The sequence below is a fragment of the Fodinicurvata sediminis DSM 21159 genome (genome assembly GCF_000420625.1).
GTDB classification, from domain to species: domain Bacteria; phylum Pseudomonadota; class Alphaproteobacteria; order Kiloniellales; family DSM-21159; genus Fodinicurvata; species Fodinicurvata sediminis.
Genome location: NZ_ATVH01000011.1, coordinates 444946 through 459060 on the forward strand (window position 1 = coordinate 444946; position 14115 = coordinate 459060).

The 14115-nt window shown below is 62.7% G+C and carries 20 protein-coding genes and 1 tRNA gene; 15 read left to right on the forward strand and 6 right to left on the reverse strand.

The window, feature by feature from the left end:
• Position 1 precedes the first annotated feature (1 nt).
• Genes G502_RS18475 through G502_RS22365 form a run of 3 tightly spaced genes read right to left on the reverse strand, consistent with a single transcriptional unit; the run spans position 2 to position 800 of the window.
• Positions 2–355 (reverse strand): DUF2312 domain-containing protein, encoded by a 354-nt coding sequence (locus G502_RS18475; protein ID WP_022727253.1) that lies wholly within the window; start codon positions 353–355, stop codon positions 2–4.
• Positions 355–558, reverse strand: a complete 204-nt coding sequence (locus tag G502_RS0103405; protein ID WP_022727254.1) for a hypothetical protein — start codon at positions 556–558, stop codon at positions 355–357. The genes G502_RS18475 and G502_RS0103405 overlap by 1 nt, the downstream gene beginning before the upstream one ends.
• Entirely contained in the window at positions 555–800 is a 246-nt protein-coding gene (locus G502_RS22365; protein ID WP_162140941.1) for a hypothetical protein, read from the reverse strand. Before G502_RS22365 ends, G502_RS0103405 begins: the two co-directional genes overlap by 4 nt.
• Before the next feature lie 133 nt (positions 801–933).
• Between G502_RS22365 and G502_RS22370 the strand changes: the two genes are divergently transcribed.
• The 15 genes from G502_RS22370 (at position 934) to G502_RS0103485 (ending at position 10484) form a co-directional block, all read left to right on the forward strand.
• Positions 934–1185: a helix-turn-helix domain-containing protein gene (locus G502_RS22370; protein ID WP_022727256.1), complete on the forward strand. Its 252-nt coding sequence runs from the start codon at positions 934–936 to the stop codon at positions 1183–1185.
• 130 nt (positions 1186–1315) lie between these two features.
• Positions 1316–1717: a hypothetical protein gene (locus G502_RS0103420; RefSeq protein ID WP_022727257.1), complete on the forward strand. Its 402-nt coding sequence runs from the start codon at positions 1316–1318 to the stop codon at positions 1715–1717.
• The gene (locus tag G502_RS0103425) at positions 1714–2601 is read left to right on the forward strand and encodes a YqaJ viral recombinase family nuclease (protein ID WP_022727258.1); all 888 of its coding nucleotides are present in this window, start codon (positions 1714–1716) and stop codon (positions 2599–2601) included. Before G502_RS0103420 ends, G502_RS0103425 begins: the two co-directional genes overlap by 4 nt.
• Before the next feature lie 3 nt (positions 2602–2604).
• On the forward strand, positions 2605–3858 hold the full coding sequence (locus G502_RS22520) for a recombinase RecT (RefSeq protein ID WP_022727259.1): 1254 nt from the start codon (positions 2605–2607) through the stop codon (positions 3856–3858).
• Between the two features lie 3 nt (positions 3859–3861).
• Complete coding sequence (locus G502_RS18490) at positions 3862–4560, forward strand: 3'-5' exonuclease (RefSeq protein WP_022727260.1); 699 nt, start codon at positions 3862–3864, stop codon at positions 4558–4560.
• A 13-nt stretch (positions 4561–4573) separates the two neighbouring features.
• Positions 4574–6262 carry a hypothetical protein gene (locus G502_RS0103440; protein WP_022727261.1) on the forward strand — a complete coding sequence of 563 codons (1689 nt, stop codon included), beginning with the start codon at positions 4574–4576 and terminating at the stop codon, positions 6260–6262.
• Complete coding sequence (locus G502_RS0103445; protein ID WP_022727262.1) at positions 6259–6735, forward strand: hypothetical protein; 477 nt, start codon at positions 6259–6261, stop codon at positions 6733–6735. Before G502_RS0103440 ends, G502_RS0103445 begins: the two co-directional genes overlap by 4 nt.
• Positions 6736–6851: 116 nt before the next feature.
• Entirely contained in the window at positions 6852–7139 is a 288-nt protein-coding gene (locus tag G502_RS0103450; RefSeq protein ID WP_155957783.1) for a hypothetical protein, read from the forward strand.
• A gap of 12 nt (positions 7140–7151) precedes the next feature.
• Positions 7152–8252: a DUF5131 family protein gene (locus tag G502_RS0103455; RefSeq protein ID WP_022727264.1), complete on the forward strand. Its 1101-nt coding sequence runs from the start codon at positions 7152–7154 to the stop codon at positions 8250–8252.
• Positions 8249–8530: a hypothetical protein gene (locus G502_RS0103460; protein WP_022727265.1), complete on the forward strand. Its 282-nt coding sequence runs from the start codon at positions 8249–8251 to the stop codon at positions 8528–8530. The genes G502_RS0103455 and G502_RS0103460 overlap by 4 nt, the downstream gene beginning before the upstream one ends.
• Positions 8530–8907 carry a hypothetical protein gene (locus G502_RS0103465; RefSeq protein ID WP_022727266.1) on the forward strand — a complete coding sequence of 126 codons (378 nt, stop codon included), beginning with the start codon at positions 8530–8532 and terminating at the stop codon, positions 8905–8907. The genes G502_RS0103460 and G502_RS0103465 overlap by 1 nt, the downstream gene beginning before the upstream one ends.
• Positions 8904–9500 carry a hypothetical protein gene (locus G502_RS0103470; protein WP_026989017.1) on the forward strand — a complete coding sequence of 199 codons (597 nt, stop codon included), beginning with the start codon at positions 8904–8906 and terminating at the stop codon, positions 9498–9500. Before G502_RS0103465 ends, G502_RS0103470 begins: the two co-directional genes overlap by 4 nt.
• Positions 9493–9780 carry a hypothetical protein gene (locus tag G502_RS0103475; RefSeq protein WP_022727268.1) on the forward strand — a complete coding sequence of 96 codons (288 nt, stop codon included), beginning with the start codon at positions 9493–9495 and terminating at the stop codon, positions 9778–9780. Before G502_RS0103470 ends, G502_RS0103475 begins: the two co-directional genes overlap by 8 nt.
• On the forward strand, positions 9777–10085 hold the full coding sequence (locus tag G502_RS0103480; protein WP_022727269.1) for a hypothetical protein: 309 nt from the start codon (positions 9777–9779) through the stop codon (positions 10083–10085). Before G502_RS0103475 ends, G502_RS0103480 begins: the two co-directional genes overlap by 4 nt.
• Positions 10086–10223: 138 nt before the next feature.
• Complete coding sequence (locus tag G502_RS0103485) at positions 10224–10484, forward strand: helix-turn-helix domain-containing protein (RefSeq protein WP_022727270.1); 261 nt, start codon at positions 10224–10226, stop codon at positions 10482–10484.
• Positions 10485–10565: 81 nt separating this feature from the next.
• Here the strand turns inward: G502_RS0103485 and G502_RS0103490 are convergent.
• From G502_RS0103490 to gyrA, 3 genes are all read right to left on the reverse strand, one after another.
• A tRNA-Lys gene (locus G502_RS0103490) sits at positions 10566–10641 on the reverse strand.
• A 70-nt stretch (positions 10642–10711) separates the two neighbouring features.
• Entirely contained in the window at positions 10712–11266 is a 555-nt protein-coding gene (gene coaD, locus G502_RS0103495; protein ID WP_022727271.1) for a pantetheine-phosphate adenylyltransferase, read from the reverse strand.
• A 12-nt stretch (positions 11267–11278) separates the two neighbouring features.
• Complete coding sequence (gene gyrA, locus G502_RS0103500) at positions 11279–14032, reverse strand: DNA gyrase subunit A (protein ID WP_026989019.1); 2754 nt, start codon at positions 14030–14032, stop codon at positions 11279–11281.
• Between the last annotated feature and the right edge of the window lie 83 nt (positions 14033–14115).

Below are 14115 nucleotides of genomic sequence, written 5' to 3' on the forward strand. Positions count from 1 at the left end.
ATCAGCCGCCCCCCAGGAAACCGACTTCGCTGTCATCCGCCGGCGGGGCATCCTCGGGCGCGGGCGCGTGCGCCTGCACATGCGCGTTGGCACCGCCGCCCTGGATGGCTTGCTCGTACAGATCCAGCAGCATGTCCTGCTCTTCGCGGTCGGACTGGTCCATACGCCGACGCTGGATCAGCTTCTTCATGATCTTGGTGTCCCAGCCCTCGGATTTGGCCTCGGCGTAAACTTCCTTTTTGTCGGCATCCAGCGCGGCGCGCTCTTCCTCCAGCCGCTCCACGCGCTCGATAAAGCTGCGCAGGCGGTCGCCGGCAATGCCGCCAGCGTTGATGTTGTGTCCAGGTCCGCTCATCAGATCAGCCCCTTCTCGTGGGCGAGCCATTCAGGACAGGTGATATCCACCAGGCCATCCTTGCCGTCCTCGACCTCGATCTGGCTCAAGGGCAACCAGACGGCGTTCTCCCGGTCTCCGTCGCTGGATACGAGGACCGCCTTTTCGGTTTGGTGGTGAAGCTGTGCGGTCAGATCGACCAGATCGCTGCGCCCCGTTGTCATCGAACACCCTCCAGAAACCCATCCGGGACGGTGATGCCGCGCGCCTTGGCTTCCTCTGCGATCACCATGCGGTAGCGCCAGGGCACACCGCGCGCCTTCCACATGCTGCAGCACTGCGGTGTCAGCCGGCTGCCCACACGTTGCGCGATCATTTCCGCAACCGCCTTGGGGCCGCCCAGGGCGTCCAGCAAAGCGGCATGGCCTCGCTTCCTGTCGCTGGAACTGAAAGTCTGCATATCCACGGATTCGCACCTCTTAACGGAACTATTTGTTACATCAGGGATAACCCATAAGGGGCAGACCAGGCAATCACAATTCGTTTCGACTCCGCGAGCAATGGCGTGTATAAGGGAGCGTCATCTATTGAAGATCGTAATGTCAAAATCGCCACGGAGAGACCGCCTGATGCGGGACTTCGGGCGTCGATTGAGGGCGGCGCGAATTGCCGCGGGCTACGAGGATGCCGCCGACCTGGCGCGCGATCTCGGCATAGAAGAGGCGACCTACCGCAAATATGAACGCGGCGGCGCCCTCCCTCGGGTCGATGTCCTGGAGTGTATTGTGCAAACCACCGGAAAGAGCCTCGACTGGCTCTTGCTGGGGGCTGCCCAAAGCAGGCGCGATTAAAAATAACCCCTTTTAAAAGAGCGGCCAGGCGGTCGCTCACACTCTTCGCCCTGAGACGTTATTTTTCGTTGCGTAACATTTTGTTTTGTGCCTATCCTTGCCGATCACGGAATCGGAGAGGGTATCTGTCATGGCACAGCAACGCATTGTCACCGGCACCCACACTTTCACCTACGAGCACATTGAAAGCGGTGGTTGTGCCGCTGAATACGAGGGGCGCTGCCATTACAAGGTGGCGCTGCCCCCTGGCCCGCGCTGGTCGCCCCTGTCCGGCGACGATCCCGAAATCCTGGAGATCGCGGACCTTGAGGTCTTTGTCACCAAGACCCTGCCGCCGGGCGACCCCAGGCGCGCTACGACCGGGCGCACCTACGTCCGGGAGTGGGTCGAACCCAGCGAGGGGCTGAAACAAACCTTTCGTGCCTACCTGCTGGGCGCGGGCGCGGACGATCTGATTGATACGGCGCGCGAGGGCGAAGCCCTCAGCGATGCAATGGTGTACGGCCTCGGCATGGCACGGGTGCGGCCATGACCAACATTCCCATAAGTGAGCGGATCAACTGGATCGGCGCCAGCGAGAGCGCGGCCCTGTTCGGTGTTTCGCCCTACATCACGAAATTCGAGCTGTTTCACCAGAAGGCCGGCAACATTCCGGGCCACGACCTGGACGGCCAGGAGCGCATCGAGGCCGGCCGCTTCCTGGAGCCCGCCATCGCCGCCTGGGCGCAGCACAAGTGGCAATGGCCCCTGCGCAATGTGGGTGAGTACCTGCCGCATCCGCGCGTGAAGGGCATGGGCTGCTCGCTGGACGTGGAGACCGAGGACGGCGCCCCGGTGGAGATCAAGAACGTGGACGGCCTGCGCTTCCGCCAGGGCGAATGGGAAAGCGAGGGCGATATCCTGCTGGACGCGCCGGCGCACTTCCTCATCCAGGTGCAGCACCAGATGGCGTGCCGGCCCGGCGCCGATCACGGCTGGCTGATTGCCTGCGTCGGCGGAAACAGCCTCCACAAGATGCGCGTCGAGCGTCACGACACGATGATCGCGCGCATCGAGGACGAGGTGGCCGATTTCTGGCAGAGCGTACGCGAGGGCCGCGAGCCCAAGCCCGACTTCCAGGCCGACGCGGGGGCGCTGTCCGCGCTCTACAACGGCGACGGCGACGAGGTGGTGGACCTGCGCAACAACAACCGCCTGCCGGAACTCTGCGCCGAATATATGGAAGCGCACGAAATCGAGAAGGGCGGCAAGAGCCGCAAGTCGGCCGCCCTGGCTGAAATTAAGTCTCTCATGGGCAATGCCCGCATGGCGATGATCGCCGGCGGCTACACGGTCAAGGCCGCCCATGTCCCGGAATCGACCAGCACGCGCAAGCCGCACTGGCGGTTTTCCATCACCGCAGAAAAGGAGTCGTAACCAATGGCACAGAACGTCGCCAAGCAAGAGGTTGATACCGTACGCAATGCCCTGGAAAGGCTGAAGCCTCAACTCGCCCTTGCCCTTCCAAAGCACCTCACCCCGGAACGCTTGGTGCGCGTCACCATGACGGCGGTGCAGAACACCCCGAAGCTGCTGGACTGCGACCGCACCAGCCTGTTCGCCGCCGTCGTGACCTGCGCCCAGCTTGGCCTGGAGCCCGACGGCGTGCTGGGCCAGGCCTATCTCGTTCCCTTCAACGGCAAGGTCCAGTTCATTCCCGGCTACAAGGGGCTGCTGACCCTGGCCCGGAACTCTGGCGAAATCAGTTCCATCCAGGCCCATGAGGTCTGCGAGAACGACGAGTTCAACTACATCTACGGCCTGGAGGAACACCTGAGCCACCGCCCCGCCGAGGGCGAGCGCGGCGAGATAACCCATTTCTACGCCTACGCCAAGTTCAAGGACGGCGGCTATGTCTTCGAGGTCATGACCCGCGCCCAGGTCGAGCGCATCCGCGATGCCTCCGAGGGCTACAAGTCCTTCAAGAAGGGCTATACGAAATCCTCGCCCTGGGAAGATCACTTTCCGCAAATGGGCCGCAAGACCGCCATTCGCCGGCTGGCCAACTACCTGCCCATGTCGGTCCAGCGCGCCGCCGCTTTCGAGGACGCCTTTGACCGTGGCGAGCATGCCAGTACCGACCAGTATGGCGATCTCGTGATCGAGGGCGGCGATATCGTCAGCGAGGCCGAGGACACAGGGACCAAGGCCGCGAGCAAGCTGGATGCCCTGGCCGGCGAAGACAAGGCCCCCGAGGCAACCAAACCCGAACCGGAAGCCGAAACGTCAACCGCCGAGGCCGAAACGGAAACCGCCGAGGCCGAAACGGAAACCGAGAAGAAGGCACCGGCACCCAAGAAGGCCAAGGGATCGTCCGGCGCCAAGAAATCGGGCGACACGAAGAAGGCCGAGACGAAGCAGGGAGGCGCGTCCATCACCGACGAGGAACGCGCGCTGGGCGAGATAACGCCGCACTGGATGAAGCAACGCTTCGTGCTGGAGGGCGACGACGTTGTGGACCGGGAGACCGGCGAGGTTGTTCCCGAGGAATTTGTTGAGCGCTTCGACAACGACGGCTTCTCGGTCCTGCAGGGCTACTACCAGCGCGACGTGGCGCCCCAGGGGGAGCCGGCGAACAGCCAGGATGAAGAAGGCGACGACGTGCCGAGCGCGTTGTTCAGCGCGGAGGGCTGAATCATGCTTCTGTTCTTCTGCGACTTCGAGACAAACGGCCTACCGCTGTTCGATCAGCCATCGAACGATCCCCGGCAGCCGCATATCGTCCAGGCCGCCGCAACCCTCGTCGAGGCGGAAAGCCGCAAGGTTGTCTCCAGCCTCAACCTGATCTCCTGCCCGGACGGGTGGGAGATCCCCGACGAGGCGGCCCAGGTCCACGGCATCACCACCGAGTATGCCCTGCAGGTCGGGATTCCAGAGGACAAGGTGGCGCACGCCCTGCACGCCCTGTGGCGCCAAGCGCACTGCCGCATTGCGCACAACGAGTCCTTTGACGCCCGGATCATGCGAATCGCGCTCAAGCGCTTCCTGGGCAATGAGGCGGCCGACTTCTGGAAGTCCTGCAAGGCGGAGTGCACCCAGCGCCTCGCCACACCGATCGTGAAGGCGGCGCCCTCGGAAAAGATGATGGCGACCGGGCGAAAGCACACCAAGACCGCCAGCCTGGCGGAGGCCTACGCGCACTTCATGGGGCGCCCGCTGCAGAACGCCCACACGGCCCTGGCGGACGTGAAGGGCTGCATGGAGGTGTATTTCGCCATCCAGGGGCAGGTGCCTGGTGCGACGCCTGCGGCGGATACGCCGGCAGCGCCCCCGCCCAAAAAACCCGAGCCCGAGCCTGCGCAAGCGGGCGACGACGGCCTGTCCTTCCTCTCATAAGGAGCAACGACCCATGAAACTTTCAATAAGGGACTATCGCGGCGTCGAGCGCGCCGATATCGACCTGAGCCGGATTGCCCTCTTGGCCGGGCGCAACGAGCAGGGCAAATCCTGCCTGGCCGAAGCCGCACGTGCGGCCCTGCACGGCGCCCCCATCCCCGTTGCCGGCATCAACAAGAAGGATGCCAAGCTGCTGCTGCGCCAGGGCGCGGAGGAAGGCAGCGCCCACATCGAAGACGGCAAGCTGGCCCGCACGGTGGCCTGGCCCAAGGCCAAAGTGACCGACGGGGCCGAGGGTGCGCCACGCGCCAGTGCCTATGCCGTCGGCATGGCCCATCTGCTGGACTTGCCGCTGAAGGAGCGCGCCGCAGCCCTGGCCGGTTACATCGACAGCCAGCCGGATATCTCCGACCTCACGGCGGCAATGGTCGATATCGGCTACAGCGAGAAAGCAGCCGAGAAGGCCTGGAAGGCCGTCTCCAAGGAGTCCACCTGGGACAAGACCTACCAGAACGCACAGGCCCACAGCACCGCCCTGAAAGGCCAGTGGGAGGCCGTCACCGGCGAGAAGTACGGACCCAAGAAGGCGGGCAACTGGAAGCCGGAGGGGCTGCCCGAGGAACCCAGCCGAGAAGACCTCGAAAGGGATCTGGAGCAGACCCGCGCACGCCTGAAGGAGGCCGTGGGGTCTCAGGCCGTCTCGGAAGCCGAAATGAAGCGCCTGCAGGAAGAGGCGGATGCGCGGTCTGACGATCCAGCCCCGTTGCGCCAGGAACTAGAGAAGATCCAGGCCCGTCTGCAGGAGGCCGAGGGCGAGCGTGCCGCCCTGCCGCCCGAGGAAGGCGGCGAGAACGAAGTGGTTAAGTGTCCCGCCTGTGAGGCCGAACTTGTGGTCGAGCGCGTCTGGAAAGGCGAGACGCTGCTGAAGCCCCACAACGAGGAAACGGCCAAGGCGGGGGCCAGCAAGGAGGTGCGCAAGAAGCGGGCCGACCTGGACGGTGAAATCGGCAACCTGAAGAGCCGCGCTTCGGCCCTCAATCAGGAGATCGCCAACGCGGAACACACCGCCAAGCGGGCCGAGGAAGCCCAGCAGAAGCTGGAGGAATTGCGCAACCAGGGCGGCGAGCGCGACGAGAGCGCCGTCACCAACGCAGAGGCAGAGGAAGCGGCCGCGCGGAAGAAGCTCGAAGCCTTCGACGGCTGGGTGAAGGCAAACAAGCTGCACGGCGATATCCAGCGCAACGACAAGCTGGTCGAGCTTCTGGCGCCCGAAGGCCTGCGTCGGCGCAAGCTGGCAAAGGGCCTGGGGCACCTGAACGAGGCGATGGAGAAGCTGGCCAATGCAGCCGAGTGGCCCGTGGTGCGCCTGGACGAGAACCTGGAGGCGCACTACGGCACACGACCGCTCTGGCAAGCCTCCGCGTCCGGCAGGTGGCGCGCGCGTCTCGTCATGCAGGCCGCACTGGCACAGATCGACGGCTCCTGCGCGCTGGTCATCGACGAGGCGGATATCCTCGACTTCCGGGGCCGCAACGGTCTCATGGCGCTGCTGTCCGCCGCCGGCCTGCCGGCCCTGGTCTGCCTGACCATCAACAAGCCGGCCCTCGTCCCCGATCTCGCCGCTGCCAAGCTGGGGCAAAGCTACTGGATCGAGGGCGGCACTGCCGAGACAATCGAGCAGAAGATGGAGCAGGCGGCATGACCGAGCGCCGCCCCTTCACCGTTCATTGCGGCGATTGCTCCCATCAATGGATCGTCGCCTACCTGCCCATGCTTGTCGAGGACTTCATGAAGATCGCCGGCAAGCCCCACTGTCCCATGTGCGCGTCAGGGAACGTGCTGTGCGGGGCCTCAGACAAGGAGGAAGAAATGCCGATAGAAACGAACCCCGGAATCCACGAAACCGCAAAAGACCCTACGCGCGATGAACTAAATGACCCGCGCTTTGAAGCGATCTGGCAAGTCATCAAGGGGTGGGACGTCAGCACAAGAGAAGGCCTCTATGAAGGAGCCAATGGTGCCCATGTTGCGATGATCTTGCGTGCCCTGAATGCTCACGACACAAGCGCCCCCGGAACGCCTATAGAGCGCGCTGCCTACCAGGGCATCCGCAACGCGCAGCGCCAGGACCACAAGCCGGAGAACCGCGCCCAGGAGAACGGCAAGAGGTACTGAGGCACACCGGGCCGCGCAGGCGCCCCCTTTCCATGCCCATGACCCCCGGTGACATATACGACCCTGCCGTAGGGCGCGGAGCGGCAGGACTCAACCAGGACAGACAGGAGAGCAGCATGAGCGGAGAAATCGACGGCGTGACCTATGAAGTGACCCACAGCGGGCAGAAACGCGCCTATGGCGACAGCTATTACGAATACGCGATCACGAGCGACAAGCCCGCCGATGAGGTCGAGCGGATCTGCCGCACCCATGTCCACAGGTGCGACCTGTCGCGCGCGCAATGGCAGCAGGAGAACCGCGCCGCGCCCTCGATGAGCAATTACTTCCGGTCCAGCTACCTATTCGAGGACCTGGGGGACGGGCGGTTCTTCTACCAGGTGCGGTTTCCGTTCACGGATTGAGAGGGGCTTGTTATGAGCGACAAAAGCAAGATCGAATGGACAGATGCGACGTGGAATCCCGTGACGGGCTGCAGCATCGTCAGCCCGGGCTGCACAAATTGCTACGCCATGAAGCTGGCAGGCGGCCGCATGAAGCACCACCCCAGCCGCGCCGGCCTGACCGACGACAGCAAGGCCGGCCCCGTCTGGAACGGCCGGGTGCGCCTGAACGAACAATGGCTGGACCAGCCCCTGCGCTGGAAGAAGCCGCGCCACATCTTCGTCTGCGCGCATGGCGATCTGTTCCATGAGAACGTGCCCGATGAATGGATCGACCGGGTCTTCGCGGTCATGGCTCTGGCGCCACAGCACACCTTCCAGGTGCTGACAAAGCGGGCCGGCAGGATGAAGTGGTATATGGATCGTGCACTAGGAAGGATCGCTGATGCGGTCCAGCCAATGCGCACTGACAGGAGTGTCGTTGGCCCCCTGCCCCATGTGGCGCCCGGTCGGCAATGGTGGCCCCTCCACAACGTCTGGCTGATGGTCTCGATAGAGGATCAGCAGAGGGTCAACGAGCGCATTCCTCGCCTGCTGCTCACGCCAGCAGCCGTGCGCGGCGTGAGTGCGGAGCCCTTGCTGGGGCCGCTTGATCTCACTCCCTGGCTCCCCGGTTGCTATGAGTGCGCCGATGATTGCGGCTGGCGATCTGGTCGCTCACCAGAGGAGGAAATCTGCAATCACTGCGGCTGGATTGGCACAGCGGGAGGTGAGTTCTGCTCGCGCTGCGCCCATCAGGACTTCGGGCACGTCTGTCCCAATTGTGAGGGCAACGTTATCCATCATCATCCTGATACGCCATGTCTCGACTGGGTCATAGCTGGTGGCGAGTCCGGCCCTGGTGCCCGGCCCATGCACCCGGACTGGCCTCGCTCCCTGCGCGACCAATGCCAGGCGGCCGGCGTGGCCTTTCACTTTAAGCAGTGGGGCGAGTGGCACCCTGACGCCCTGCTTTTCAGGGAAGCCGCGCCTGACGGCAGATGTCCGCCGCCGAAGATGCGGGTCGGCAAGCGCGCCGCTGGCCGCACCCTTGACGGTCGCACCTGGGATGAAATGCCGGAGGTGCGGTCATGAGCATCAGATACGCCTACCGCGCCACCATGAACACACCTGTCCGACCCGGACTCCGGGGCAAGCTGGCCCATTGGCTGCGCCGTCTGGCGGGCCGCCTCGATGGCGGGAACTGCCTTGTTTTCGTGGTGCAGGGTGACATTTCGCCCGCCGGCCTGAATGAGGTTTGCCGGCAACTGCCCCGCCACCTGCACCGGGATCTGCGCGCCGTCGTGGATCTGGAGGCATGTGACCGGGGCAACGGTATCGAGGAATGGTCAACATGGGAGGAAGGGCGGTAATGACGCAACAACTCTCTATCTTCGATGTGATCGTGCCGCCGGCCATTCGCCGGCCCGTCGAGCCCTATGGAAACGTGGTCCAGGAGGAATCGCACGAAACGCTGCGCCTGCCACACCCACGCATCGCCTGGGGCAAGGCCAGGATCGAGCTGCATCAGCACAGCGACGGTCTCTGGATGTGGGCGACCAATTTCAACCTGTCAGGCTGGGGCGGTGGATACCGAGTCGGGCCGAAGTGGGGAAAGTTCGCCGATACCCGCGATGCGGCGCTGCACCATGCCGTGCAGGAGATCAAGGGCAGGGTCGCCAAAAGGGCGCGGGAGACCACAGACAAGGAACGGCGGGAAGTGACCGTCTGGGCGGAGGGGTTGCTATGACCGACAAGCCAATCGCACTCGTTTGCGGCTTTGGCCGCTGCGGATCGTCCTTGGTTATGCAGATGCTGGCCAGGAGCAAAATGCCGATGACCGGGCAATGGCCGGACTTCGAGGACGACAACAGCTCCAATCCCTACTGGCTGCAGAAGCAGAGGGGGCGCGCGGTCAAGATCCTCGACGTTCACCGCGCCGAGCGATTTATCCCGTCGGGCGACTATCGCACCATCTGGCTGGACCGCGACCCGCACCAGCAGGCCAAGTCTCAGCTCAAGATGCTGCGCGAACTCAACGGCATCAAGACAGGGGCGCGCCACCTGCGCGCCTTCAGAAAATCCCTGGTCAACGACCGGCCGAAGGCGATGGAAAAGCTGGCCACGCAAGGCCCCGTGATGGCGCTGGATTTCGAGCAGATCATCAATGAGCCGGAGATGGCTGCGCTGAAGATCGCGCTTTTTGTGGGCCTCGACAGCCACACAGCACCGATTAAAGCAATGGCGGCCGTCGTATTTCCGCGCCCCACACACGCCCAGCCCGACATGAGACTCGAGGCGGCGCTTCTGGAAGAACAGGAGAAGGAGCGGAGCGATGGATGAAATTGTAGCTGCGATCTACGAGGTTCGCGGGCAAGCGGTGGACGCCAACTGTAAAGCGCAGCGGTTTCTTATAAGCCGCGATATTCTTCTGGAGCTAGTGGCATTGCGCCATATCAACCCCGCATCCGGGCAGCTCACGCTCACGGGACTCCCTGTTGTTGCCACCTACAGGGGCGAGTGGGGCGAGCACCCCTGCCTCACCCTGGAGGCCGTGAGCCGCGAGACGGGGCGCATCAAATACTTCGATACGAAGTACACGGACGAGGCGTGGAAGGCATGACCGAAAAACTCACAAAGCCCTGGGAGCCCGAGATCCCGAAGAACGCCACGGACGAGCAGTTGAAGCAACAGGGCGCCGAACTCGCTCGCTATTTCCTGCCGTCATTCTGCACCGTCCTGAGTGGTGCGGTCGCCTACGACTTCGACCCAATCAGGCGAACGGCGAAGCGAACGCCAGCGGCCACATTCACCTTCCCAGGGGCGCAAGGAGAAGGCACCTGGCGCCTGGACCAGCGCGACATGGCGATGCTCGAAGCTGAGGACTACGACACCTATCAGGCCCTCAAGGAGTCGGGCGGTGTGTGATGGCGAAGCGCTGCAAGGCCTGTAGGGGGATGGGGTGGTTCTACTCGCCCGTCAACGGCCTCGATGACGCCTGCCCGCTTTGCGCGGAGCAGGCAGAGCAAGACTGGAAGCGACAGCAACGAACGAAGGAACTGAACGATGTCACTGACCGACATGAAAAACAACGCAGCCAATGACAGGGGCGCCGGCCCCGCCTTCCTGACCACGGCGGAGTTGGCCGAGCGCTGGAAGGCCAACGCCAATACGCTGCGGCACTGGCGCATGAAGAAGATCGGCCCGCCGTTCTTCAAGCCCGCCGGTGAAAACGGCAGGGTTCTTTACCGCCTGGATGACATTCTGGCCTGGGAAAATGCCCACAAGACCGTCTGTGGCTCCGAGTCGAGCGCGGCGGATGGTTAGGTTTTGTCGCCTTGCGTTGCGACCGATGTGCGACCGGAAGGCTGTTTGCCGGGAGGCGGGAGGCGCTAACCCCTTGAAAAATGGTGAGCCCGACAGGGTTCGAACCTGTGACCTACTGATTAAAAGTCAGTTGCTCTACCAGCTGAGCTACGGGCCCCAGGAGGGCGGAAAGGAACATATGAGGCTTCCCCTTTTCGGTCAATTACCCAACGCGAAAAAAGTCCCCCTCAGACAGGCTGTGAGCCCTCACCGCGTTCTTCGGCAAATCTGCGCTGCAAGGCCAGGGCGACAGTGGGAGTGACAAAGGAGGTTATGTCGCCACCAAGGCGGCCAATCTCTTTCACAAAACGCGACGATATGAACTGCTGGCGCTCGGAAGCCATCAGGAAAACCGTTTCGATCTGGGGATTCAGACGCGCATTCATCGCCGCCATCTGGAATTCGTACTCGAAATCGGAAACGGCGCGCAGGCCACGTACGATAATTCTTGCGCCGAGACTCTCGCAGAAATGCATCAACAGATTGTCAAAGGCCTGAACCTCAACGGTGATACCGTTGCTACCACCGTTTCCATCCAAGGCGGCCACTTCCTCGCGCACAAGATTCACGCGCTCTTCTGTGTTGAACAGTGGCCCTTTTCCGTCATTCCTGGCAACCGCTATAACCAATCGGTCGACAACCTTGGTGGCTCGACGAATGATATCGACATGCCCCAAGGTAATGGGATCGAACGTCCCGGGGTAGACCCCGACTAGTGGCGCTGTTTTTTCCGTTTCGCCCATTCGCCCCTCTCGTCAGGACTCCTGCTCGTTTGTGCCTTCGGAGTCTTCGGCCGGCTGCTCGGACGAATCATCTTCCTCGACCGAAGTGGCTTCGTCCGCTTCGACTCCGCCCTCTTCAGCTTCGTCCCCTTCCAGGTCCTGAAGATGCGCCACTGAAACCACATGCTCGTCCTTGCCCACACGGAACAGTGTAACCCCACGTGTGGTGCGTCCAGCCATGCGAATGCCTTCGACCGAAGTACGGATCAATTGGCCCGCATTTGTAACCAGCATGATCTGGTCGTCGGGCCCTACGGGAAATGCGGCAGCAACGCGCGCCGAAGCTCCGCCTGTGCGGGAAAGGTCCAGGTTGCCGATCCCCTGACCGCCCCGGCCCGCCACGCGATATTCATAGGACGAGGTACGTTTTCCATAGCCATCGTCGGATACGGAGAGAATGAATTCCTCATTCGCTGCCAGTTCCGCAAGGCGGTCTTCGCTGAGCTGCTGGACGTTCCCACTGTCCACGGTCTCCTCGGGCCCGTCCTCCAGCTGGCTCTCCGCACGGCGTTTCGCAGATGCGTGACGCAGATAGGCTTCGCGCTCCTCGCTGCTGGCCTCGACATGGCGCAGTATGGACATGGAGATGACCTCATCCTCCTTGCCGAGTCGAACGCCGCGAACGCCGGTGGAATTACGCCCGGCAAAGACACGAACATCCGTAATCGGGAATCGGATGGCCTTGCCGGCTGATGTCGCCAAGAGGACATCACAGTCCTCGCTACAGGCGGCAACGCCGACCAGGTAACCATCTTCGGGTGCCAGCTTCATGGCAATCTTGCCATTGGCCATGACGTTCGTGAAATCCGATAGGCGATTGCGCCTGACCGTGCCGGCCGAGGTGGCGAACATCACGAACATGTCGCCCCAGGTGCTTTCGTCCTCTGGCAAGGGCATGAAGGCCGTTATGGTCTCGCCTTCCTGCAGTGGCAGCAGGTTGACGAGCGCCTTGCCCCGTGCCTGGGGCGTTCCTTGCGGCAGGCGATAGACCTTCATCTTGTAGACCATGCCGCGCGACGAGAAGAACAACACCGGCGTGTGCGTATCCGTCACAAAAAGCCGCGAAACGAAATCCTCGTCGCGCGTGGACATGCCACTGCGTCCGCGACCGCCGCGACGCTGCGCACGATAAGCCGAAAGTGGCACGCGCTTGATATAGCCGCCGTGGGTCACAGTCACGACCATGTCCTCGCGCGGAATCAGGTCCTCGATGTCGTGCTCGAATTCGCTGTCCTCGATGGTGGTGCGGCGTTCGTCTGCAAAGCGCTCGCGCGTGTCCATCAGTTCGCCGCGCAGGACTTCCATCAGGCGCTCGCGCGACGTCAGGATGGTCAGGTAATCCTTGATTTTTCCGGCCAGCTCATGGAGTTCATCCGCAATCTTGTCGCGCTCCAGCCCTGTCAAGCGCTGCAGGCGCAAATCCAGGATCGCCCGCGCCTGGGCATCAGACAGCTTATAAGAGCCGTCCTCGCCAACCACATATCCCGGTTCATCAATCAGATCGATGAGAGGTGCCACCTCCGATGCCGGCCAATTGCGCTCCAGCAAGGCCGCGCGCGCCGCCTGAGGGTCTGGAGCCGAGCGGATCAGTTCAATGATCGCGTCTATGTTGGCAACGGCAATCGCCAGGCCAACAAGTACGTGTGCCCGCTCCCTGGCCTTACCCAGTTCATAGGCCGTGCGTCGAGTGATGACCTGCTCACGGAAAGTAATGAAGGAGGTCAGGACCTCACGCAGAGTCATCAGCTGCGGACGCCCACCACTGATGGCCAGCATGTTGACGCCGAAGGATGTCTGCAGCGGCGTGTAGCGGAACAGCTGGTTAAGCACGACGTCGGACATGGCATCCTTGCGCAGTTCGACAACCACGCGCAGGCCATGCCTGTCCGACTCGTCGCGGATTTCCGAAACGCCCTCGATGATCTTTTCGCGCACGACCTCGGCAATGCGTTCCAACATGCGGGCCTTGTTCACCTGGTAGGGAACCTCGGTGATGATGATCGCCTCGCGATCCTTGGCATGGGCCTCGATGTGGGTGCGCCCGCGCATGACGACAGACCCGCGCCCCGTCCGGTAGGCCGAGGCTATGCCGGAGCGGCCCAGAATGATACCACCCGTCGGGAAATCCGGGCCCGGCACCAGTGGCAGCAATTCCTCATCGGTGATCTGCGGATTGTCCACCAATGCACAGCAAGCGTCGATCACCTCTCCCATGTTGTGGGGCGGAATGTTCGTTGCCATGCCTACAGCGATGCCGCCGGCGCCATTGACCAGAAGATTCGGAAAGCGAGCCGGCAGGACCGTGGGTTCGTAGGTTGTCTCGTCGTAGTTCTGCTGGAAATCGACGGTTTCCCTGTCGATATCCTCCAGCAAGGATTCACTGGCCGCACGTGTCAGCCTGGCTTCCGTGTAACGCATGGCCGCAGGCGGATCGCCGTCCATGGAGCCGAAATTGCCCTGGCCATCCACAAGCTGACGGCGCATGGAGAAGTCCTGCGCCATGCGGACCATGGCATCGTAGATCGCGCTGTCGCCGTGCGGGTGATACTTACCCATCACATCACCGACAATGCGCGCCGACTTGCGATAAGGTCGGTTCCAGTCGTAGCCCTCTTCCTTCATCGCGTAGAGGATCCGACGATGAACAGGCTTCAAGCCGTCACGCACATCCGGCAAAGCGCGCGAGACGATCACGCTCATTGCATAATCGAGGTAGGAGCGCTGCATCTCCTCCTCGATGGTGACAGGGCTTATGCCCTCTCCTCCTCCACCAATACCACCAGGAAGCGGCGGTGCACCGTCACCGTTGC